Here is a 23322-nt window from a genome sequence, read left to right as displayed (position 1 = left end):
ATCAGACTATTACGGCTCAAACGGGCGTCTCTGGAACTGGTCATGACCACATTTCGGGCATAGCGTCAGCACTTCCGGTGTGTAGATCGGGAGATGGAAGTGACATTTCTCGCAGACCAGATTTCCCAGCCCGACCACTTCTCCGCTGTGATAAACCCCATGATGATTGAGGTCCTGGAAAACTTCGCGCCATTCAAGCTGCGTTTTATCGGTGATGTCTGCCAGCTCCTGCCACAAGCTTTCTTTAATCACCCGCATAAAGACGCTGTCAGATTCTTCTTTCAGGCTCTCTTCATAGCTCATGGCGAACTCTTCCAGGTCACGTCTGACAGCTCGCGTCAGCTCATCGACCTCGGTTCGCGTTAACTCCCCTGTTTTTATTACGCGCTCGCGCGCCTGTTCCACCAGTGCGTCGATATCACGTTCGCCATTGCGCAGGCGTTCGCTCAGTGACGCAACCAGTTCACGGTAATATTGAGCAACCTTGTTCATCGTTTCATCTCCCGGGTCGTTAACTGACTATAATAATAGACGTTCTTTGTTCCTTGCTTTGCTAATACGCCCACAAACTCTGTAAATTAATGTATGAATAATCCGGGCATCATTTCAACGTCGAGTGCGCGAAAGGCTGTTTTGACGCGGACGTTTGGGCTATGCTATGCGGATCTGAAAAACCACCTCAACGCTACATTTGTAGCCGTATTGAAAACAGGACCACTGGCTGCCATGCAAGAGCAATACCGCCCGGAAGAGATAGAATCCAAAGTACAGCTTCATTGGGATGAGAAGCGCACATTTGAAGTAACCGAAGACGAGAGCAAAGAGAAGTATTACTGCCTGTCTATGCTTCCCTATCCTTCTGGTCGACTACACATGGGCCACGTACGTAACTACACCATCGGTGACGTGATCGCCCGCTACCAGCGTATGCTGGGCAAAAACGTCCTGCAGCCGATCGGCTGGGACGCGTTTGGTCTGCCTGCGGAAGGCGCGGCGGTGAAAAACAATACCGCTCCGGCACCGTGGACGTACGACAACATCGCGTATATGAAAAACCAGCTCAAAATGCTGGGCTTTGGTTATGACTGGAGCCGCGAGCTGGCAACCTGTACGCCGGAATACTACCGTTGGGAACAGAAATTCTTCACCGAGCTGTATAAAAAAGGCCTGGTATATAAGAAGACTTCTGCGGTCAACTGGTGCCCGAACGACCAGACCGTACTGGCGAACGAACAAGTTATCGACGGCTGCTGCTGGCGCTGCGATACCAAAGTTGAACGTAAAGAGATCCCGCAGTGGTTTATCAAAATCACTGCTTACGCTGACGAGCTGCTCAACGATCTGGATAAACTGGATCACTGGCCAGACACCGTTAAAACCATGCAGCGTAACTGGATCGGTCGTTCCGAAGGCGTGGAGATCACCTTCAACGTTAACGACTATGACAACACGCTGACCGTTTACACTACCCGCCCGGACACCTTTATGGGTTGTACCTACCTGGCGGTAGCTGCGGGTCATCCGCTGGCGCAGAAAGCGGCGGAAAATAATCCTGAACTGGCGGCCTTTATTGACGAATGCCGTAACACCAAAGTTGCCGAAGCTGAAATGGCGACGATGGAGAAAAAAGGCGTCGATACTGGCTTTAAAGCTGTTCACCCATTAACGGGCGAAGAAATTCCCGTTTGGGCAGCAAACTTCGTATTGATGGAGTACGGCACGGGCGCAGTTATGGCGGTTCCGGGTCACGACCAGCGCGACTACGAGTTTGCCTCTAAATACGGCCTGAACATCAAACCAGTTATCCTGGCTGCTGACGGCTCTGAGCCAGATCTTTCTCAGCAAGCCCTGACTGAAAAAGGCGTGCTGTTCAACTCTGGCGAATTCAACGGTCTTGACCATGAAGCGGCCTTCAACGCCATCGCCGATAAACTGACTGCGATGGGCGTTGGCGAGCGTAAAGTGAACTACCGCCTGCGCGACTGGGGTGTTTCTCGTCAGCGTTACTGGGGCGCGCCGATTCCGATGGTGACGCTGGAAGACGGTACCGTAATGCCGACCCCGGACGACCAGCTGCCGGTGATCCTGCCGGAAGATGTGGTGATGGACGGCATTACCAGCCCGATTAAAGCAGATCCGGAGTGGGCAAAAACTACCGTTAACGGTATGCCAGCGCTGCGTGAAACCGACACTTTCGACACCTTTATGGAGTCCTCCTGGTACTATGCGCGCTACACTTGCCCAGAGTACAAAGAAGGTATGCTGGATTCCGAAGCGGCTAACTACTGGCTGCCGGTGGATATCTACATTGGTGGTATCGAACACGCCATTATGCACCTGCTCTACTTCCGCTTCTTCCACAAACTGATGCGTGATGCAGGCATGGTGAACTCTGACGAACCAGCGAAACAGTTGCTGTGTCAGGGTATGGTGCTGGCAGATGCCTTCTACTATGTTGGCGAAAACGGCGAACGTAACTGGGTTTCCCCGGTTGATGCTATCGTTGAACGTGACGAGAAAGGCCGTATCGTGAAAGCGAAAGATGCGGCAGGCCATGAACTGGTTTATACCGGCATGAGCAAAATGTCCAAGTCGAAGAACAACGGTATCGACCCGCAGGTGATGGTTGAACGTTACGGCGCGGACACCGTTCGTCTGTTTATGATGTTTGCTTCTCCGGCTGATATGACTCTCGAATGGCAGGAATCCGGTGTGGAAGGGGCTAACCGCTTCCTGAAACGTGTCTGGAAACTGGTTTACGAGCACACAGCAAAAGGTGATGTTGCGGCACTGAACGTTGATGCGCTGACTGAAGATCAGAAAGCGCTGCGTCGCGATGTGCATAAAACGATCGCTAAAGTGACCGATGATATCGGCCGTCGTCAGACCTTCAACACCGCAATTGCGGCGATTATGGAGCTGATGAACAAACTGGCGAAAGCACCAACCGATGGCGAGCAGGATCGCGCTCTGATGCAGGAAGCGCTGCTGGCCGTTGTCCGTATGCTTAACCCGTTCACCCCGCACATCTGCTTCACGCTGTGGCAGGAACTGAAAGGCGAAGGCGATATCGACAACGCGCCGTGGCCGGTTGCTGACGAAAAAGCGATGGTGGAAGACTCCACGCTGGTCGTGGTGCAGGTTAACGGTAAAGTCCGTGCCAAAATCACCGTTCCGGTGGACGCAACGGAAGAACAGGTTCGCGAACGTGCTGGCCAGGAACATCTGGTAGCAAAATATCTTGATGGCGTTACCGTGCGTAAAGTGATTTACGTACCAGGTAAACTCCTCAATCTGGTCGTTGGCTAAGCGCGGGAGGAAGCGTGCGATATCTGGCAACATTGTTGTTATCTCTGGCGGTGTTAATCACCGCCGGGTGTGGCTGGCATCTGCGTGATACCACGCAGGTTCCTTCCACTATGAAGGTCATGATCCTGGACTCAGGCGATCCGAACGGGCCATTAAGCCGTGCGGTGCGTAACCAGTTACGTCTGAATGGTGTCGAGTTGCTTGATAAAGAAACCACGCGTAAGGACGTTCCATCCCTGCGTTTGGGTAAAGTGAGCATCGCGAAAGATACCGCATCGGTATTCCGTAACGGTCAAACAGCAGAGTATCAGATGATCATGACGGTGAATGCGACCGTGTTGATCCCCGGCCGTGATATCTACCCGATTAGCGCCAAAGTCTTCCGTTCGTTCTTTGATAACCCGCAAATGGCGTTAGCGAAAGATAACGAACAAGACATGATCGTAAAAGAGATGTACGACCGTGCTGCCGAACAGCTGATTCGTAAGCTGCCAAGCATCCGTGCTGCGGATATTCGTTCCGACGAAGAACAGACGTCGACCACAACGGATACTCCGGCAACGCCTGCACGCGTCTCCACCACGCTGGGTAACTGATGATTCGGTTGTACCCGGAACAACTCCGCGCGCAGCTCAATGAAGGGCTGCGCGCGGCGTATCTTTTACTTGGTAACGATCCTCTGTTATTGCAGGAAAGCCAGGACGCTGTTCGTCAGGTAGCTGCGGCACAAGGATTCGAAGAACACCACACTTTTTCCATTGATCCCAACACTGACTGGAATGCGATCTTTTCGTTATGCCAGGCTATGAGTCTGTTTGCCAGTCGACAAACGCTATTGCTGTTGTTACCAGAAAACGGACCGAATGCGGCGATCAATGAACAACTTCTCACACTCACCGGACTTCTGCATGACGACCTGCTGTTGATCGTCCGCGGTAATAAATTAAGCAAAGCGCAAGAAAATGCCGCCTGGTTTACTGCGCTTGCGAATCGCAGCGTGCAGGTGACCTGTCAGACACCGGAGCAGGCTCAGCTTCCCCGCTGGGTTGCTGCGCGCGCAAAACAGCTCAACTTAGAACTGGATGACGCTGCAAATCAGGTGCTCTGCTACTGTTATGAAGGTAACCTGCTGGCGCTGGCTCAGGCACTGGAGCGTTTATCGCTGCTCTGGCCAGACGGCAAATTGACATTACCGCGCGTTGAACAGGCGGTGAATGATGCCGCGCATTTCACCCCTTTTCATTGGGTTGATGCTTTGTTGATGGGAAAAAGTAAGCGCGCGTTGCATATTCTTCAGCAACTGCGTCTGGAAGGCAGCGAGCCGGTTATTTTGTTGCGCACATTACAACGTGAACTGTTGTTACTGGTTAACCTGAAACGCCAGTCTGCCCATACGCCACTGCGTGCGTTGTTTGATAAGCATCGGGTATGGCAGAACCGCCGGGGCATGATGGGCGAGGCGTTAAATCGCTTAAGCCAGCCGCAGTTACGTCAGGCCGTGCAACTCCTGACACGAACGGAACTCACCCTCAAACAAGATTACGGTCAGTCAGTGTGGGCAGAGCTGGAAGGGTTATCTCTTCTGTTGTGCCATAAACCCCTGGCGGACGTATTTATCGACGGTTGATATGAAATCTTTACAGGCTCTGTTTGGCGGCACCTTTGATCCGGTGCACTATGGTCATCTTAAACCCGTGGAAACGCTGGCGAATTTGATTGGTCTGACGCGGGTCACAATCATCCCTAATAATGTTCCTCCGCATCGTCCCCAGCCGGAAGCGAACAGCGTGCAGCGTAAACACATGCTTGAACTGGCGATTGCCGACAAGCCATTATTTACTCTTGATGAACGCGAGCTAAAGCGCAATGCCCCCTCTTACACTGCGCAAACACTGAAAGAGTGGCGGCAGGAACAAGGGCCGGACGTGCCGCTGGCGTTTATTATTGGTCAGGATTCATTGCTGACCTTTCCGACCTGGTACGAATACGAAACGATACTCGACAATGCACATTTGATCGTCTGTCGGCGTCCAGGTTACCCACTTGAAATGGCGCAACCGCAATACCAGCAATGGCTGGAAGATCATTTGACACATAACCCGGAAGATCTTCACCTTCAGCCTGCCGGTAAAATTTATCTGGCTGAAACGCCGTGGTTTAACATCTCGGCGACCATCATCCGCGAACGTTTGCAAAACGGTGAATCGTGTGAGGATTTATTGCCGGAACCGGTACTGACTTACATTAACCAACAAGGCTTGTATCGCTGATACCTGTCGTTACGGAGGGCATGATGCGACTGTGGTTAATTCGTCATGGCGAAACGCAAGCGAATGTCGATGGTCTGTACAGCGGTCATGCGCCCACACCCCTGACCGCACGCGGTATTGAGCAAGCGCAAAATCTGCATACGCTGCTACATGGTGTTTCCTTTGATCTGGTTTTATGCAGTGAACTGGAACGGGCACAGCATACCGCGCGACGGGTTCTCAGTGACCGCCAGCTCCCCGTTCATATCATCCCTGAACTCAACGAAATGTTTTTTGGCGACTGGGAGATGCGACATCATCGCGACCTCATGCAAGAAGATGCCGAAAACTATAGCGCGTGGTGCAATGACTGGCAGCATGCAATCCCCACGAACGGTGAAGGATTTCAGGCATTTTCGCAACGTGTGGAACGCTTTATCGCAAGGCTTAGTGAATTTCAGCACTATCAGAATATTTTAGTCGTCAGCCATCAGGGTGTACTGAGTCTGTTAATCGCCCGTTTAATTGGCATGCCTGCCGAGGCTATGTGGCATTTTCGCGTTGACCAGGGGTGTTGGAGCACCATTGATATCAACCAAAAATTCGCGACGCTACGCGTCCTCAATAGCCGTGCCATCGGGGTCGAGAATGCATGACTTTTCTGTTTTTTTACGGGTAAGCCGCAACGACCATTGACAGACCCGGGCAGGCTGATATTCTCCGCAGCCAGACTTTTTTCGCCAGACACGACTTTGTAGAAATTGTTTTACAAAAATGGCGATGCAATCTGCGGCGCGGGGTGGGATGATAGCCCACTTTCGAAAGCCGATTCGGCGACAATTGTCCCGAAATCGCCTCTGGTTCAGGTATACTGACAGACCATTTTTATCTATTTGATTCACCCAGGGGGAAAACTTGCAGGGTAAAGCACTCCAGGATTTTGTTATCGACAAAATTGATGACCTCAAAGGTCAGGACATCATCGCCTTAGACGTTCAAGGCAAATCCAGCATCACCGACTGCATGATCATCTGTACGGGTACGTCCAGCCGTCATGTTATGTCCATTGCTGACCACGTTGTGCAGGAGTCTCGCGCAGCGGGCCTGTTACCGCTCGGCGTAGAAGGTGAAAACAGCGCCGACTGGATTGTCGTGGATTTGGGCGATGTGATTGTCCATGTCATGCAGGAAGAGAGCCGTCGCCTGTATGAACTGGAAAAACTCTGGAGTTAATGCGTGAAGCTGCAACTTGTCGCCGTGGGAACGAAAATGCCGGACTGGGTACAAACCGGTTTTACCGAGTACCTGCGTCGTTTTCCGAAAGATATGCCCTTCGAGCTGATTGAAATTCCGGCCGGAAAACGCGGCAAGAATGCGGACATCAAGCGCATACTCGACAAAGAGGGTGAGCAGATGTTGGCGGCCGCAGGCAAAAACCGCATTGTCACCCTCGATATTCCAGGCAAGCCCTGGGATACGCCGCAGTTAGCCGCTGAGCTGGAACGCTGGAAGCTGGATGGTCGCGACGTCAGTCTACTGATTGGCGGGCCTGAAGGGTTGTCGCCTGCCTGTAAAGCGGCGGCGGAGCAGAGCTGGTCGCTGTCGACGCTTACCCTCCCCCATCCGCTGGTTCGCGTGCTGGTCGCAGAGAGTCTGTACCGGGCGTGGAGCATCACCACCAACCATCCTTATCACCGTGAGTGATAAGGGAGCTTTGAGTAGAAAACGCAGCGGATGAAACTACAGAACTCTTTTCGCGACTATACGGCAGAGTCCGCGCTGTTTGTGCGCCGGGCGCTGGTCGCCTTTTTGGGGATTTTGCTGCTGACCGGCGTGCTTATCGCCAACCTGTATAATCTGCAAATTGTTCGCTTTACCGACTACCAGACTCGCTCTAATGAAAACCGCATTAAGCTGGTGCCTATCGCGCCCAGCCGCGGCATTATCTACGACCGTAATGGTATCCCTCTGGCCCTCAACCGCACTATCTACCAGATAGAAATGATGCCAGAGAAAGTCGATAACGTGCAGCAAACGCTGGACGCTTTGCGCAGCGTGGTTGATCTGACCGATGACGATATTGCTGCATTCCGAAAAGAGCGCGCACGTTCACACCGTTTCACCTCTATTCCGGTGAAAACTAACCTGACCGAAGTACAAGTAGCTCGCTTTGCCGTCAATCAGTACCGTTTTCCGGGTGTCGAAGTTAAAGGCTATAAACGTCGTTACTATCCTTACGGTTCGGCGTTGACCCACGTCATCGGCTATGTGTCGAAAATCAACGATAAAGACGTCGAACGCCTGAATAATGACGGCAAACTGGCCAACTATGCGGCAACGCATGATATCGGTAAGCTGGGCATTGAGCGTTACTATGAAGACGTGCTGCACGGTCAGACCGGTTATGAAGAGGTTGAAGTTAACAACCGTGGGCGTGTTATCCGCCAGTTAAAAGAAGTACCACCGCAAGCCGGACACGATATTTACCTGACGCTGGATCTCAAACTCCAGCAATATATTGAAACGCTGCTGGCGGGTAGCCGCGCAGCTGTGGTTGTCACCGATCCGCGTACAGGTGGGGTGCTGGCGCTGGTTTCCACGCCTAGTTATGACCCAAACCTGTTTGTTGACGGTATCTCCAGCAAAGATTATTCCGCCTTGTTGAACGACCCGAATACACCGCTGGTGAACCGCGCCACACAGGGGGTTTATCCTCCCGCGTCTACAGTTAAACCCTATGTGGCGGTTTCGGCATTGAGCGCCGGGGTGATCACGCGCAATACGACGCTGTTTGACCCAGGCTGGTGGCAACTGCCAGGTTCGGAAAAACGTTATCGTGACTGGAAAAAATGGGGCCACGGGCGTCTGAATGTCACAAGATCGCTGGAAGAATCTGCGGATACCTTCTTCTATCAGGTGGCCTACGATATGGGGATCGATCGCCTCTCCGAATGGATGGGTAAATTCGGTTATGGTCATTACACCGGTATCGACCTGGCGGAAGAACGTTCCGGCAACATGCCTACCCGCGAATGGAAACAGAAACGCTTTAAAAAACCGTGGTATCAGGGTGACACCATTCCGGTTGGTATCGGTCAGGGTTACTGGACAGCGACCCCAATCCAGATGAGTAAGGCACTGATGATCCTGATTAATGACGGTATCGTGAAGGTTCCTCATTTGCTGATGAGCACCGCCGAAGACGGCAAACAGGTGCCATGGGTACAGCCGCATGAACCGCCCGTCGGCGATATTCATTCCGGTTACTGGGAGCTGGCGAAAGACGGTATGTACGGTGTTGCTAACCGCCCTAACGGTACGGCGCATAAATACTTTGCCAGCGCACCGTACAAAATTGCGGCGAAATCCGGTACCGCTCAGGTCTTCGGTCTGAAAGCGAACGAAACCTATAATGCGCACAAAATTGCCGAGCGTTTACGTGACCACAAACTGATGACCGCCTTTGCGCCATACAACAATCCGCAAGTGGCTGTCGCCATGATTCTGGAGAACGGTGGTGCGGGTCCGGCGGTTGGGACACTGATGCGCCAGATCCTCGACCACATTATGCTGGGTGATAACAACACCGATCTGCCTGCGGAAAATCCAGCGGTTGCCGCAGCGGAGGACCATTAATCATGACGGATAATCCGAATAAAAAAACATTCTGGGATAAAGTCCATCTCGATCCCACAATGCTGCTGATCTTACTGGCATTGCTGGTTTACAGCGCCCTGGTTATCTGGAGCGCCAGCGGTCAGGATATTGGCATGATGGAGCGTAAAATCGGCCAAATCGCGATGGGTCTGGTCATCATGGTGGTGATGGCGCAAATTCCTCCACGCGTTTATGAAGGCTGGGCCCCCTATCTCTATATCATCTGTATTATTTTGCTGGTGGCGGTAGATGCTTTCGGTGCCATCTCTAAAGGTGCTCAACGCTGGCTGGACCTCGGTATTGTTCGTTTTCAGCCGTCGGAAATTGCCAAAATAGCCGTACCACTGATGGTTGCGCGCTTTATCAACCGCGACGTTTGCCCGCCATCGTTGAAGAACACTGGCATCGCGCTGGTGCTGATATTTATGCCCACGCTGCTGGTGGCTGCACAGCCTGACCTGGGAACATCAATCCTCGTTGCGCTTTCCGGTCTGTTTGTACTGTTCCTCTCTGGCCTTAGCTGGCGTCTGATTGGCGTCGCAGTAGTGCTGGTGGCGGCGTTCATTCCGATTCTGTGGTTCTTCCTGATGCATGATTACCAGCGCCAGCGCGTAATGATGCTCCTGGACCCGGAATCAGACCCACTCGGCGCGGGCTATCACATTATTCAGTCTAAAATTGCTATTGGCTCCGGCGGATTACGCGGCAAAGGCTGGCTGCACGGCACTCAGTCACAGCTTGAATTTCTCCCCGAACGCCATACCGACTTTATCTTCGCGGTACTGGCGGAAGAGCTGGGATTAGTGGGCATTTTGATTCTGCTCGCTCTCTACATTCTGCTGATCATGCGCGGGCTGTGGATAGCCGCCAGAGCGCAAACCACCTTTGGTCGCGTCATGGCTGGTGGCTTAATGCTGATATTATTCGTTTATGTCTTCGTAAATATTGGTATGGTAAGCGGTATTCTGCCGGTTGTAGGGGTTCCGCTCCCACTGGTCAGTTATGGAGGATCGGCGCTAATTGTGCTGATGGCTGGGTTCGGGATTGTAATGTCAATCCACACCCACAGGAAAATGTTGTCGAAAAGCGTGTAAGAGGTGCGCAATGCGTAAGCAGTGGCTCGGGATCTGCATCGCGGCAGGAATGCTCGCGGCATGTACAAGCGATGATGGTCAGCAACAGACGGTAAGTGTACCGCAGCCTGCGGTATGTAACGGCCCCATAGTTGAAATTAGCGGGGCGGATCCGCGTTTCGAACCACTGAACGCGACGGCAAATCAGGATTACCAGCGCGACGGTAAAAGCTACAAAATCGTGCAGGATCCGTCTCGATTTAGCCAGGCGGGACTGGCGGCAATCTATGATGCCGAACCAGGCAGTAACCTGACGGCCTCTGGCGAAGCTTTCGATCCGACACAGCTGACGGCGGCCCATCCAACGCTTCCGATCCCCAGCTACGCCAGAATCACTAACCTGGCTAACGGGCGAATGATCGTGGTGCGCATTAATGATCGCGGCCCTTACGGCAACGACCGCGTTATTTCGCTTTCTCGCGCGGCAGCTGACCGTCTTAACACGTCAAACAACACCAAAGTTCGTATCGATCCGATTATTGTCGCCCAGGATGGTTCGCTTTCTGGTCCTGGTATGGCTTGTACCACAGTCGCCAAACAGACTTACGCCCTGCCAGCACCTCCCGATTTAAGCGGTGGCGCGGGAACAAGTTCAGTGTCTGGCCCGCAGGGTGACATTCTTCCGGTCAGTAATTCGACGCTAAAAAGCGAAGATCCGACCGGCGCGCCGGTAACCAGTAGCGGTTTCCTCGGCGCTCCAACGACCTTAGCGCCTGGTGTACTGGAAGGCAGCGAACCGACGCCTGCGCCACAGCCCGTTGTTACAGCTCCGTCGACAACGCCTGCAACCTCGCCTGCAATGGTGACACCGCAAGCCGCCTCGCAAAGCGCCAGCGGCAACTTTATGGTGCAAGTCGGGGCCGTTAGCGATCAGGCTCGTGCGCAACAGTACCAACAGCAACTGGGACAGAAGTTCGGCGTCCCCGGTCGCGTAACTCAAAATGGCGCGGTCTGGCGGATCCAGCTTGGCCCATTCGCCAGCAAAGCCGAAGCCAGTACCTTGCAGCAACGTTTGCAAACCGAAGCCCAATTACAGTCATTTATTACTACCGCGCAGTAGCGTAAAGCAGGCATCTGATGTGTCAATTTCTGTAAATGACGTTAACAAAGTCACGCGGAAAGTCAGATGCCTGCCGGTAGTGCATTTGCTATAGTAGGGCACTTTTTTAATTCCATCACGGATGTCGTAGTTCAGACCATGAATACCATTTTTTCCGCTCGTATCATGAAGCGCCTGGCGCTCACCACGGCTCTTTGCACAGCCTTTATCTCTGCTGCACATGCCGATGACCTGAATATCAAAACTATGATCCCGGGTGTACCGCAGATCGATGCGGAGTCCTACATCCTGATTGACTATAACTCCGGCAAAGTGCTCGCCGAACAGAACGCAGATGTCCGCCGCGATCCTGCCAGCCTGACCAAAATGATGACCAGTTACGTTATCGGCCAGGCAATGAAAGCCGGTAAATTTAAAGAAACTGATTTAGTCACTATCGGCAACGACGCATGGGCCACCGGTAACCCGGTGTTTAAAGGTTCTTCGCTGATGTTCCTCAAACCGGGCATGCAGGTTCCGGTTTCTCAGCTGATCCGCGGTATTAACCTGCAATCGGGTAACGATGCTTGTGTCGCCATGGCCGATTTTGCCGCTGGTAGCCAGGACGCTTTTGTTGGCTTGATGAACAGCTACGTTAACGCACTGGGCCTGAAAAATACCCACTTCCAGACGGTACATGGTCTGGATGCTGATGGTCAGTACAGCTCCGCGCGAGATATGGCGCTGATCGGCCAGGCATTGATCCGTGACGTACCGAATGAATACTCGATCTATAAAGAAAAAGAATTTACGTTTAACGGTATTCGCCAGCTGAACCGTAACGGCCTGTTATGGGATAACAGCCTGAATGTCGACGGCATCAAAACCGGACACACTGACAAAGCAGGTTACAACCTTGTTGCTTCTGCGACTGAAGGCCAGATGCGCTTGATTTCTGCGGTGATGGGCGGACGTACTTTTAAAGGCCGTGAAGCCGAAAGTAAAAAACTGCTAACCTGGGGCTTCCGTTTCTTCGAAACCGTTAACCCACTGAAAGTAGGTAAAGAGTTCGCCTCTGAACCGGTTTGGTTTGGTGATTCTGATCGCGCTTCGTTAGGGGTTGATAAAGACGTGTACCTGACCATTCCACGTGGTCGCATGAAAGATCTGAAAGCCAGCTATGTGCTGAACAGCAGTGAATTGCATGCGCCGCTGCAAAAGAATCAGGTCGTCGGAACTATCAACTTCCAGCTTGATGGCAAAACGATCGAGCAACGCCCGCTGGTTGTGTTGCAAGAAATCCCGGAAGGTAACTTCTTCGGCAAAATCATTGATTACATTAAATTAATGTTCCATCACTGGTTTGGTTAAAAATTGAACACTTGAAAGTGTAATTTCCGTCCCCATATACTAAGCATCAGTAAAAAAACTCCCGCCTTCTGGCGGGAGTTGCTATTTAATTACGTTACGCCGGAGCTGACATGAAAACCAAACTTAACGAACTGCTTGAATTCCCTACTCCTTTTACTTACAAAGTTATGGGGCAGGCGTTACCTGAGCTGGTTGATCAGGTGGTTGAAGTGGTACAGCGCCATGCGCCAGGTGACTACACCCCAACGGTAAAACCAAGCAGCAAAGGCAACTACCACTCGGTATCTATCACTATCAACGCCACTCATATCGAGCAGGTTGAAACACTGTATGAAGAACTGGGCAAAATCGATATTGTCCGCATGGTTCTGTAACTCGCTTCTCCGTTACCCGGCTCCTGGTCGGGTAACTCCCCTCTCCTCGCTGTGATATACTTTTCCCCCACTTTTACTCATTCTCCACGGAGATGCCGTTTTGTATCAGGATAAAATTCTTGTCCGCCAGCTCGGTCTTCAGCCTTACGAGCCAATCTCCCAGGCTATGCATGAATTCACCGATACCCGCGATGATAGTACCCTTGATGAAATCTGGCTGGTCGAGCACTATCCGGTATTCACCCAAGGTCAGGCAGGAAAAGCGGAGCACATTTTAATGCCGGGTGATATTCCGGTGATCCAGAGCGATCGCGGTGGGCAGGTGACTTATCACGGGCCGGGACAACAGGTGATGTATGTGTTGCTTAACCTGAAACGCCGTAAACTCGGTGTGCGTGAACTGGTGACCTTGCTTGAGCAAACAGTGGTGAATACCCTGGCTGAACTGAGTATAGAAGCGCATCCTCGGGCTGACGCGCCTGGTGTCTATGTCGGGGAAAAGAAAATTTGCTCACTGGGTTTACGAATTCGACACGGTTGTTCATTCCACGGTCTGGCATTAAACGTCAATATGGATCTTTCACCATTTTTACGTATTAATCCTTGTGGGTATGCCGGAATGGAAATGGCTAAAATATCACAATGGAAACCCGAAGCGACGACTAATAATATTGCTCCACGTTTACTGGAAAATATTTTAGCGCTACTAAACAATCCGGACTTCGAATATATTACCGCTTAATTCCATACATCAATGGCCCAATTTACACTGGGTCATTACTCATAATACCTGCTAATGCTTTACATCTCCTTCGCGTTTGTATATTTTCTTTATCACTTGCAGAAATGCGGTGCCACGCCTTGCTCCGTAACTCACCCCATTGATTAACCTATTGAAATAGTTGATTATGGTGAGCAAAAGCGTTCCGTTCCAATTAGACATAAGATTATTGTAATTTTTTAAATATTATTTTTCCATGAATAAAATTGGAGTAAGTGCGTGGATAGTAATAATCAAATTGAACCCTGTTTAAGCAGAAAGTCGTCAGAAGGTAAACCACAAATATTTACAACCTTACGAAATATTGATCTTAACCTTCTGACTATTTTTGAAGCTGTATATGTACATAAAGGGATCGTTAATGCAGCGAAAGTGCTTAATCTGGCCCCCTCGGCAATCAGTCAGTCTATTCAGAAACTGCGCGTTATATTCCCTGACCCATTGTTTATTCGCAAAGGCCAGGGTGTCACTCCTACCGCATTTGCGATGCATCTACATGAGTATATCAGTCAGGGCCTTGAGTCCATTCTTGGCGCGCTGGATATCGAAGGAAGCTATGATAAGCAACGAACGATAACTATTGCGACCACTCCCTCGGTCGGAGCCCTGGTCCTTCCTGTCATCTATCGGGCGATTAAAACTCACTATCCGCAGCTTTTACTGCGCAACCCGCCCATCAGCGACGCGGAAAACCAACTCAGTCAGTTTCAAACCGATCTCATCATCGATAACATGTTTTGCACCAATCGTACGGTGCAACATCATGTTCTGTTCACCGACAATATGGTGTTAATTTGCCGCGAGGGAAATCCACTACTCTCTTTAGAAGATGACAGAGAGACTATCGACAACGCTGCGCATGTACTTCTGTTACCGGAAGAGCAAAATTTCAGCGGTCTGCGGCAGAGAGTTCAAGAAATGTTTCCGGACCGGCAAATCAATTTCACCAGCTACAACATTTTGACAATCGCTGCACTGGTTGCCAACAGTGACATGTTAGCGATTATTCCCAGCCGTTTTTATAACCTGTTTAGCCGCTGCTGGCCGCTGGAAAAACTGCCTTTTCCGTCCTTAAATGAGGAGCAAATAGATTTCTCTATCCACTACAACAAATTCAGCCTGCGTGATCCCATCCTGCACGGAGCAATAGATGTTATCCGTAATGCATTTTGAAAAAGTATTGTTACAGCCAGATCACAGCGCAGAACGATAAAATGGCACAATCCAACAACAATTTTACATTTTCGCGACCGCTTTGGCTGCTTTCAGGTCCGTTTCAATGATATACTGCCAGTCGTTAATTCAAAAATAGTTGATAATTACAACAATCTATTGAATTGAAACGCTTTCCTTCGTAATTCGCAACTGGAACACGCACGCTATGAGTAAACCCATTGTGATGGAACGCGGTGTTAAATACCGCGATGCCGATAAGATGGCCCTTATCCCGGTTAAAAACGTGGCAACAGAGCGCGAAGCCCTGCTGCGCAAGCCGGAATGGATGAAAATCAAGCTTCCAGCGGACTCTACACGTATCCAGGGCATCAAAGCCGCAATGCGCAAAAATGGCCTGCATTCTGTCTGCGAGGAAGCCTCCTGCCCTAACCTGGCGGAATGCTTCAACCACGGCACAGCAACGTTTATGATCCTCGGCGCTATTTGTACCCGCCGTTGTCCGTTCTGTGATGTTGCCCACGGTCGCCCGGTAGCTCCTGATGCCAATGAACCAGTGAAACTGGCGCAGACCATTGCCGATATGGCGCTGCGTTATGTGGTTATCACCTCCGTTGACCGTGATGACCTGCGCGATGGCGGTGCCCAGCACTTTGCGGATTGCATTACTGCCATTCGGGAAAAAAGCCCGCAAATCAAAATTGAAACTCTGGTGCCGGATTTCCGTGGTCGTATGGATCGTGCTCTGGATATTCTGACTGCAACGCCACCAGATGTGTTCAACCATAACCTGGAAAACGTACCGCGTATTTACCGTCAGGTACGGCCTGGTGCAGATTACAACTGGTCGCTGAAGCTGCTGGAACGCTTTAAAGAAGCGCATCCGGAAATCCCGACCAAGTCTGGTCTGATGGTGGGACTGGGTGAAACCAATGAAGAAATTATTGAGGTAATGCGCGACCTGCGCCGTCATGGTGTGACGATGTTAACGCTGGGGCAATATTTGCAGCCAAGCCGCCATCACCTGCCGGTTCAACGTTACGTTAGCCCGGATGAGTTCGACGAAATGAAAGCCGAAGCGCTGGCGATGGGCTTTACCCATGCTGCATGCGGTCCGTTTGTCCGCTCTTCTTACCACGCCGATTTGCAGGCGAAAGGGATGGAAGTTAAGTAATCCTGTAATAATTACTTACATCTGTCTGATAAAAAACCCGCTTTTTGAAGCGGGTTTTTTGTATCGAACAAGATATTGAGGGAGCGTCCTGCTCGCCACGTCACTCTTTATGAGAGAGCTTTTCAGCCTGAAGATCAACGTCTGCGCCTTTTTTCGCCGCAGCATCGTCATCATTCATCGCCTTCTTGAACCCTTTAATGGCCGCTCCAAGGTCTCCGCCCAGCGTACGTAACTTCTTAGTCCCAAACAGCAGAACGACCAGCGCCGCAACTACCAGCAGTTTGGTAATACTAATCTCACCCATAGATACCTTCTTGACATATAACCGGCAACAGAACGCGCCTTAAAAACCAGAGAATATTAACGGTCATTCGACGCGCGCACACAATAGCAATCTGTAACAAGGTGAATCAAGCGCCGAGTAAAAAAACATCATAATAATTGCGGCGGCGCAAAGCGACGGTTGTTTAAGACGGGCAGTTGCGCGCGCACCTGACGCACACGTTCGGGCGTCACTTCCGCCATAATGAGTGCAGGCATTTCTGACGCTGCCGCAATGGTGACGCCAAAGGGATCTATAATCCGGCTTTGACCGATATTTTTGTTCCCGCACTCCCCCGCCGCCACCATATAACAGGTGGTATCCAGCGCACGAGCGGCAAGCAACGTTGACCAATGATGCTCTTTGAGCGGCCCGCGAACCCAGGCGGCAGGAAGTACCAGGATTTCAGCTCCCTGTAATGCCTGTGCCAGCGCCAGCTCTGGAAAGCGTAAGTCATAACAGGTCATCAGACCGACCTTCATCCCCTCCACCTCGAGTAACGGAGCGATTTCATTACCAGCATCAACACGGCGTGATTCCTGAATGGCAAATGCATCATAGAGATGCAATTTGGCATAACGGGCGACGATGTTTCCTGCCTGTAGCGCCACCAGCATATTCCATGCGCGCCCCGGCGTTGAAGGAACATGAATCGTCAGAATTGTCGTCATCATGTTACGTTTACTTTCTCGCCGTAAACGTCCGAGGAATTCGCCTTCCAGCAGCTGTGCTGATTTAACCGATAGATCTGCATCATGATCATCGCGCGCCAGCAATGCTTCCGGCAGGACGAACAGCGATACGTCGTTTTCCGCCGCCTGCGCCATCAACGAGGCACAAATCTCAGCGTTCTTTTCCCACACAGATGTAACAGCAAACTGTCCTGCGGCAACCAGCATTGCCACCTCCTGTCAGAGTCGTAAAATTCGCCAACGACGATTATTCGGCGTTACACTTATCACTCATACAAATCAAATAGCAGGATTTTGCAGTGTTACAACTTCTTTTAGCAGTTTTTATTGGCGGTGGTACGGGAAGCGTGGCGAGATGGCTGTTAAGTATGCGATTTAACCCGCTGCATCAGGCGATTCCGTTGGGGACGCTGGCAGCAAACCTGATTGGGGCATTCATCATAGGAATGGGATTCGCCTGGTTCAGCAGGATGACGAACATTGATCCAGTGTGGAAAGTATTAATCACCACCGGATTTTGTGGCGGTCTAACAACCTTCTCAACATTTTCGGCAGAAGTGGTGTTTTTGTTACAAGAGGGCCGCTTTGGCTGGGCGTTACTGAACGTTTTCGTCAACCTTCTGGGGTCTTTTGCCATGACAGCACTGGCTTTCTGGCTGTTTTCGGCCTCAACCGCACACTAAAGACCAAAAAAAAACCCGCTGATTAAGCGGGTTTTGAATTCTTGCTGACGTATCTTACAGAGCGATTACGTTTGCAGCAGAAGGGCCTTTGGCACCGTTAGTGATTTCGAACTCTACGCGCTGACCTTCAGCAAGAGTTTTAAAACCATTAGTCTGGATTGCAGAGAAGTGTACGAACACGTCTTTGCTGCCGTCTTCCGGAGTAATGAAACCGAATCCTTTGGACTCATTAAACCACTTAACGTTACCTTTAATCTTAGACATCAAAATTACCTTTACATGAAAAATAGACACAAATGCTGTGTCGGTTACCAGTACACCAATTGTGGTACGCTTTGTCCAGTGCAACTTTACTAAAAAGTGATAAAAGTCGCGTTATTTTTGATGTTACTTATTTTAGCTATTGATTTTAAAGAAGTTACTAAAACTTCATTTGTCTCAAAACTGAAAGCGCATCCAGGCAAAGTACACATTGCCATTGTTGTAGGTACCCGGAATGTAGGTCATCTGAAAAGTCACTGGGCCATAACCCACGGAGGCCAATGGCAGTAGAACCGGGAGAGGGATGTAATTCCAGTTATCGCGTGCCGTTACGCCAGCGGTGAATCCCAGACCTAAATGAAAATTTTCATCCGCCAGCGGTCGCCAGGTACTTTCCCATCCGTATCCGGCAATCGGTTCCCATTTGTTCCACGAGTCCTTAAATGCCATGGCATACAGGCCATGCCAGTTTCCTTTTTCATCCCATCGCGACTGACCAAAACCGCCACCCCACGGTCGCTCGTTATAGCGATCGGTTTTTTCTTTGTCGTAAGCGAAACGTGCATGCCAGGTGATGGCAGGAATATATAAATCATAATGTTCAGGCTGTTGCCAGGTTTGTGCAATATTTTCTCTAAACGTTGTCATCCACTCATCTGCGTTAGCAAAAACTTTACCAACGCTGATTAACTGAATAAAAACAAAGGAAAAGATAGCGACATATTTACTCACGTTCATTTGTGACCATAAAACATTTATCAAAAATCTACTTCTAGCATAGCAAAGCTACAATTAACATAACCTTAATAGACCCAACATAAAGAATAATCTGAATAGCTGCTCATTTATTTCCGCTTGTTCAAGTTAAATATTTCCGCGCATCGATTAAAGATGATGCGTCGTTTTCTGCGATGGGAATAGTCAAAAAAGAAAAACCAAGTCTTTTTTGATGACAAAATGCAATCAAGGAAAAATTATTTTATTTTTTAACGAGATACAACAATCATCTTAACGAAGTATATAATATATATCGTCAACCTGTGCTCATATTAGATTATTTTTTGAGCGCACAGCCGCAGCTAACACCATTGCAATTAACAAATTTGCATCAATCCACTATCAATTTGCACACATTATTATGTGATAATTGCCAACCGCTAAATATGCGTTTTGTTATCTATGTATAAAAACAGCAACTTCAATGTCTTAATGGCAGTTTTTCTTGATTTTAATCAGCATTCATCGACAATTTATTGGGCATATTTTTTCCTTAAGCTTTAGGAATTTTTTATTATTTACTTTGGGGCCTGGAGACAGGAAAAATTATGCTGACATTCATTGAACTCCTTATTGGGGTTGTGGTTATTGTGGGTGTAGCTCGCTACATCATTAAAGGGTATTCCGCCACTGGTGTGTTATTTGTCGGTGGCCTGTTATTGCTGATTATCAGTGCCATTATGGGGCACAAAGTGTTACCGTCCAGCCAGGCTTCAACAGGCTACAGCGCCACGGATATCGTTGAATACGTTAAAATATTACTAATGAGCCGCGGCGGCGACCTCGGCATGATGATTATGATGCTGTGTGGATTTGCCGCTTACATGACCCATATCGGCGCGAATGATATGGTGGTCAAGCTGGCGTCAAAACCATTGCAGTATATTAACTCCCCTTACCTGCTGATGATTGCCGCCTATTTTGTCGCCTGTCTGATGTCTCTGGCCGTCTCTTCCGCAACCGGTCTGGGTGTTTTGCTGATGGCAACCCTATTTCCGGTGATGGTAAACGTTGGTATCAGTCGTGGCGCAGCTGCTGCCATTTGTGCCTCCCCGGCGGCGATTATTCTCGCACCGACTTCAGGGGATGTGGTGCTGGCGGCGCAAGCTTCCGAAATGTCGCTGATTGACTTCGCCTTCAAAACGACGCTGCCTATCTCAATTGCTGCAATTATCGGCATGGCGATCGCCCACTTCTTCTGGCAACGTTATCTGGATAAAAAAGAGCACATCTCTCATGAAATGTTAGATGTCAGTGAAATCACCACCACTGCTCCTGCGTTTTATGCCATTTTGCCGTTCACGCCGATCATCGGTGTACTGATTTTTGACGGTAAATGGGGTCCGCAATTACACATCATCACTATTCTGGTGATTTGTATGCTGATTGCCTCCATTCTGGAGTTCCTCCGCAGCTTTAATACCCAGAAAGTTTTCTCTGGTCTGGAAGTGGCTTATCGCGGAATGGCAGATGCGTTTGCTAACGTGGTGATGCTGCTGGTTGCCGCTGGGGTATTCGCTCAGGGGCTTAGCACCATCGGCTTTATTCAAAGTCTGATTTCTATCGCTACCTCGTTTGGCTCGGCGAGTATCATCCTGATGCTGGTATTGGTGATTCTGACCATGCTGGCGGCAGTCACGACCGGTTCAGGCAATGCGCCGTTTTATGCGTTTGTTGAGATGATCCCGAAACTGGCGCACTCTTCCGGCATTAACCCGGCGTATTTGACTATCCCGATGCTGCAGGCGTCAAACCTGGGCCGTACCCTTTCGCCCGTTTCTGGCGTAGTCGTTGCGGTTGCCGGGATGGCGAAGATCTCGCCGTTTGAAGTCGTAAAACGCACCTCGGTACCGGTGCTTGTTGGTTTGGTGATTGTTATCGTTGCTACAGAGCTGATGGTGCCAGGAACGGCAGCAGCGGTCACAGGCAAGTAAATAGTAATGCCGGAGGCAAGTTTCCTCCGGCTTTATCATGTCACCCACTGTGGTATATGCGTTGCGGTCTGCCAACTTTGCCGTGAACAATTTCAGCAATAATCAGATGGCGGCTGGCGCAATATTCAAGATAACGCCTGGCAGTGGTGCGACTGATGGTCAGTGCCTGCGCCACCGTTTCTGCCGTATGTTGCACACCAGGCTCTTTAAACAGTTTTCGCACCGCGTTTAGCGTCAAGGGATCAATGCCAGTCGGCAGTTCGTCTTTAGGTTCACCGCGAGCATAGGCATTAAACATCTCATCAATTTGCTTCTGGCTGGCGCTATCAATACTTTCCAGCATATGTTTACGCTGGCGGAAACGGGTTAGCGTTTGCCCCAGCCGTTCATAGGCAATGGGCTTAATGAGATAATCAAATACACCACAACGTACGGCTTCAGACACCGTTTCCATATCGCTGGCTGCAGTGGTAAACACCACGTCGCCGGGATAATGCGCCTGCACCAGTTCATGCAATAAATTAATCCCTCTGCCGTCAGGAAGATAGTTATCGAGCAAGATTAGCCCCGGCTTAAAACGCTCGATCATCATTCGGGCCTGCGCCAGGTTTCCCGCCAGTAATATCTGACTGAATCCGGGAATGTGACGAATATATTCCGCATGCATCTCTGCCAGCGGCGTTTCGTCCTCAACGATCAATAGGGTTAATGGAGCTGTCATTAGGTTTCACTTTCGGAATATAGATTGAAAACAAGGTACCGCAGGGATCATTATCTTCGAGAGTGATAACACCACCGCAGCGCGTTACGTAGCTGGCAATCAAGTACAACCCAATGCCATGTTCACCGGGCTCGTCAGCACGCGTACTGACCCCCTGCTCAAATATTTTGTCTCGTAGAGACTCTGGAACGCCGCAGCCCTGATCGGCGACTTCAATCACCACATCATCGCCTTCATCGCTGAGGAATAATTCAACGATCTTGTTTCCTTCATCGCTACGCAGGCTGGCTTCGAAGGCGTTATCAAGTAAATTGCCCACAATGGCTGCAAACTCGGTGCTATCCAGTCCTGGCGGCAGTTGCGAAAGCTGGCTACCGGGGACAATGATCATTTTTAGCCCCAGTTCCCGGGCGCGCTGCACTTTACCAAAAAGCAGCCCCGCCACCTGGCGATCGGCAAACGCCTCACGCAGGCTGTCAATAAGCTGTTGCTGGGCCTGAGACTCCCCCTGCACCATCGCCAGCACGCGATCATACTCTTTCATCTGCAACAGACCATTGAGCGTCGACATCCAATTGAGATGCTCGTGTCGCAATGTACGAAGGCTCTCGACGTATTGTTTTATTTGCGTCAGTTGCGCATTGAGGGTGGAAATTTCGTCTTTACTACGAAAGCTGATAATGGCCCCCAGCAAATCATCACCTGAACGAATAGCTTCCCGATTGGCAATAACGCTCAGACCGTTAAAGTTAGCCACCACATCCTGACGTTTTTCATCAATCTGTTCGGTAAAGAAATCGGCGGGCCTGACCACTTCAGCAATGGGTTTACCCAACCATTGCCGTCCGGGAGAGCTCAGCCCCAGCATCTTTCTTGCGTTACGATTGATGGCGGTAATGTAACCATGCGGATCCACCGCAATCAGCCCTTCATAAACCGAACTAAACAGCGCCTCTTGCTGACGGACCACGCGTGCGATTTGCTTTGGCTCCATGCCCATCATTTGCCGACGGATATGCGCTGCCAGGAACCACGACAGCAACATCAGAATCCCTAACAGCACGACAAACACGCCTGCCATCGGTAATAAAAACTCAGCCCGCCAGCTATCGATTTTACTCACCAGGTAGCCAATCGACACCACGCCGATGACTTTTCCATCGTCATCAAAGATTGGCGTTTTGGCGCGCATCGCCATCCCCATTGACCCTTTCCCGGTAATGAAGTAGCTCTCCCCTTTCTCCAGCGCGCCCTGTTTGGTGAACTGCATAGGATAACCAATTTTCTCCGGATTAGGATGGTAAAGGCGGATCGAGTGCCGGTCCCCAATCACCACATAATCAAAATCGGTATCTCTTTGTAATTTGTTAGCGATGGTCGCCAGCCGTTTGTAGTCACGCGTTTTCACCGCAGAGATGACACTGTCATTGGAGGCAATAATTTTCGCCTGATTCATTGCCATGTCGCGTACATGAAGCGTTAAATAGTCCTCAAAACTGGCCGTAAAATATTGCGCCAGGGCTGCAATGACAAATATTGAGAACACCAGAATCAGCAAAAAGATACGCAGCGGAAATGCCAGTCTTTGGAAAAATGCAAACTGTTTATTCTCGTTAAGCTGCAACATTGTTTTCCTTGCGGGTTGTCCCGAGCCTCTTTGACGGATGTAATT

The 23322-nt window shown here is 50.3% G+C and carries 24 protein-coding genes; 17 read left to right on the top strand and 7 right to left on the bottom strand.

Going from position 1 to position 23322, the window contains the following annotated elements:
• Window positions 1-9: 9 nt before the first annotated feature.
• A complete protein-coding gene (locus QZF50_RS11700; RefSeq protein WP_001044880.1) occupies window positions 10-492 on the bottom strand; it encodes a zinc ribbon-containing protein in 483 nt (160 codons plus the stop codon).
• 234 nt (window positions 493-726) lie between these two features.
• On the opposite strand from QZF50_RS11700, the gene leuS reads away from it, so the two are divergent.
• From leuS to lipA, 15 genes are all read left to right on the top strand, one after another.
• Window positions 727-3309, top strand: coding sequence for a leucine--tRNA ligase (gene leuS, locus QZF50_RS11695; RefSeq protein ID WP_001157890.1), 2583 nt, complete (start codon window positions 727-729; stop codon window positions 3307-3309).
• 14 nt (window positions 3310-3323) lie between these two features.
• Window positions 3324-3905 (top strand): LPS assembly lipoprotein LptE, encoded by a 582-nt coding sequence (lptE, locus tag QZF50_RS11690; RefSeq protein WP_001269673.1) that lies wholly within the window; start codon window positions 3324-3326, stop codon window positions 3903-3905.
• On the top strand, window positions 3905-4936 hold the full coding sequence (holA, locus tag QZF50_RS11685; RefSeq protein WP_000620532.1) for a DNA polymerase III subunit delta: 1032 nt from the start codon (window positions 3905-3907) through the stop codon (window positions 4934-4936). Before lptE ends, holA begins: the two co-directional genes overlap by 1 nt.
• Before the next feature lies 1 nt (window position 4937).
• On the top strand, window positions 4938-5579 hold the full coding sequence (gene nadD / locus QZF50_RS11680) for a nicotinate-nucleotide adenylyltransferase (protein WP_000838889.1): 642 nt from the start codon (window positions 4938-4940) through the stop codon (window positions 5577-5579).
• Window positions 5580-5602: 23 nt separating this feature from the next.
• On the top strand, window positions 5603-6214 hold the full coding sequence (locus tag QZF50_RS11675) for an adenosylcobalamin/alpha-ribazole phosphatase (RefSeq protein WP_001471206.1): 612 nt from the start codon (window positions 5603-5605) through the stop codon (window positions 6212-6214).
• Window positions 6215-6473: 259 nt separating this feature from the next.
• Entirely contained in the window at window positions 6474-6791 is a 318-nt protein-coding gene (gene rsfS, locus QZF50_RS11670; RefSeq protein WP_001161664.1) for a ribosome silencing factor, read from the top strand.
• A 3-nt stretch (window positions 6792-6794) separates the two neighbouring features.
• Window positions 6795-7262 (top strand): 23S rRNA (pseudouridine(1915)-N(3))-methyltransferase RlmH, encoded by a 468-nt coding sequence (gene rlmH / locus QZF50_RS11665; protein ID WP_000776105.1) that lies wholly within the window; start codon window positions 6795-6797, stop codon window positions 7260-7262.
• Between the two features lie 30 nt (window positions 7263-7292).
• A complete protein-coding gene (gene mrdA, locus QZF50_RS11660) occupies window positions 7293-9194 on the top strand; it encodes a peptidoglycan DD-transpeptidase MrdA (protein WP_000776191.1) in 1902 nt (633 codons plus the stop codon).
• Between the two features lie 2 nt (window positions 9195-9196).
• A complete protein-coding gene (gene mrdB / locus QZF50_RS11655; RefSeq protein WP_000131719.1) occupies window positions 9197-10309 on the top strand; it encodes a peptidoglycan glycosyltransferase MrdB in 1113 nt (370 codons plus the stop codon).
• Between the two features lie 10 nt (window positions 10310-10319).
• Window positions 10320-11408, top strand: coding sequence for an endolytic peptidoglycan transglycosylase RlpA (gene rlpA, locus QZF50_RS11650; RefSeq protein WP_001231428.1), 1089 nt, complete (start codon window positions 10320-10322; stop codon window positions 11406-11408).
• 138 nt (window positions 11409-11546) lie between these two features.
• Entirely contained in the window at window positions 11547-12758 is a 1212-nt protein-coding gene (dacA, locus tag QZF50_RS11645) for a D-alanyl-D-alanine carboxypeptidase DacA (RefSeq protein ID WP_001092082.1), read from the top strand.
• 110 nt (window positions 12759-12868) lie between these two features.
• Window positions 12869-13132, top strand: a complete 264-nt coding sequence (gene ybeD, locus QZF50_RS11640; protein ID WP_000850550.1) for a DUF493 family protein YbeD — start codon at window positions 12869-12871, stop codon at window positions 13130-13132.
• A gap of 100 nt (window positions 13133-13232) precedes the next feature.
• The gene (lipB, locus tag QZF50_RS11635; protein WP_061892181.1) at window positions 13233-13874 is read left to right on the top strand and encodes a lipoyl(octanoyl) transferase LipB; all 642 of its coding nucleotides are present in this window, start codon (window positions 13233-13235) and stop codon (window positions 13872-13874) included.
• Window positions 13875-14132: 258 nt separating this feature from the next.
• Window positions 14133-15086, top strand: coding sequence for a YbeF family transcriptional regulator (locus QZF50_RS11630; RefSeq protein WP_000378015.1), 954 nt, complete (start codon window positions 14133-14135; stop codon window positions 15084-15086).
• 208 nt (window positions 15087-15294) lie between these two features.
• On the top strand, window positions 15295-16260 hold the full coding sequence (lipA, locus tag QZF50_RS11625; RefSeq protein WP_000042632.1) for a lipoyl synthase: 966 nt from the start codon (window positions 15295-15297) through the stop codon (window positions 16258-16260).
• A gap of 100 nt (window positions 16261-16360) precedes the next feature.
• On the opposite strand, the gene tatE is transcribed toward lipA, so the two are convergent.
• On the bottom strand, window positions 16361-16564 hold the full coding sequence (gene tatE, locus QZF50_RS11620) for a twin-arginine translocase subunit TatE (RefSeq protein WP_000503931.1): 204 nt from the start codon (window positions 16562-16564) through the stop codon (window positions 16361-16363).
• Window positions 16565-16692: 128 nt separating this feature from the next.
• Window positions 16693-17481, bottom strand: coding sequence for a deaminated glutathione amidase (locus tag QZF50_RS11615; RefSeq protein ID WP_000959109.1), 789 nt, complete (start codon window positions 17479-17481; stop codon window positions 16693-16695).
• Window positions 17482-17573: 92 nt separating this feature from the next.
• Between QZF50_RS11615 and crcB the strand changes: the two genes are divergently transcribed.
• Window positions 17574-17957, top strand: coding sequence for a fluoride efflux transporter CrcB (gene crcB / locus QZF50_RS11610; RefSeq protein ID WP_000939738.1), 384 nt, complete (start codon window positions 17574-17576; stop codon window positions 17955-17957).
• 54 nt (window positions 17958-18011) lie between these two features.
• Here the strand turns inward: crcB and cspE are convergent, their stop codons facing one another.
• Window positions 18012-18221, bottom strand: coding sequence for a transcription antiterminator/RNA stability regulator CspE (gene cspE, locus QZF50_RS11605; protein ID WP_000034825.1), 210 nt, complete (start codon window positions 18219-18221; stop codon window positions 18012-18014).
• 174 nt (window positions 18222-18395) lie between these two features.
• Complete coding sequence (pagP, locus tag QZF50_RS11600) at window positions 18396-18956, bottom strand: lipid IV(A) palmitoyltransferase PagP (protein WP_001314557.1); 561 nt, start codon at window positions 18954-18956, stop codon at window positions 18396-18398.
• A 587-nt stretch (window positions 18957-19543) separates the two neighbouring features.
• Here pagP and dcuC point away from each other — a divergent pair.
• Window positions 19544-20929, top strand: a complete 1386-nt coding sequence (dcuC, locus tag QZF50_RS11595; protein WP_000955063.1) for an anaerobic C4-dicarboxylate transporter DcuC — start codon at window positions 19544-19546, stop codon at window positions 20927-20929.
• A gap of 40 nt (window positions 20930-20969) precedes the next feature.
• Here dcuC and dpiA read toward each other — a convergent pair whose 3' ends face one another.
• The gene (dpiA, locus tag QZF50_RS11590) at window positions 20970-21650 is read right to left on the bottom strand and encodes a two-component response regulator DpiA (protein ID WP_000126500.1); all 681 of its coding nucleotides are present in this window, start codon (window positions 21648-21650) and stop codon (window positions 20970-20972) included.
• Window positions 21619-23277, bottom strand: a complete 1659-nt coding sequence (gene dpiB / locus QZF50_RS11585; RefSeq protein WP_000939766.1) for a sensor histidine kinase DpiB — start codon at window positions 23275-23277, stop codon at window positions 21619-21621. Before dpiB ends, dpiA begins: the two co-directional genes overlap by 32 nt.
• Between the last annotated feature and the right edge of the window lie 45 nt (window positions 23278-23322).

Origin of the sequence: uncultured Escherichia sp. (genome assembly GCF_948475835.1) — a bacterium.
GTDB lineage: Bacteria > Pseudomonadota > Gammaproteobacteria > Enterobacterales > Enterobacteriaceae > ECMA0423.
The sequence above is the reverse complement of the archived record's forward strand: the minus strand, read 5'-3'. Positions and strand labels throughout refer to the sequence as shown.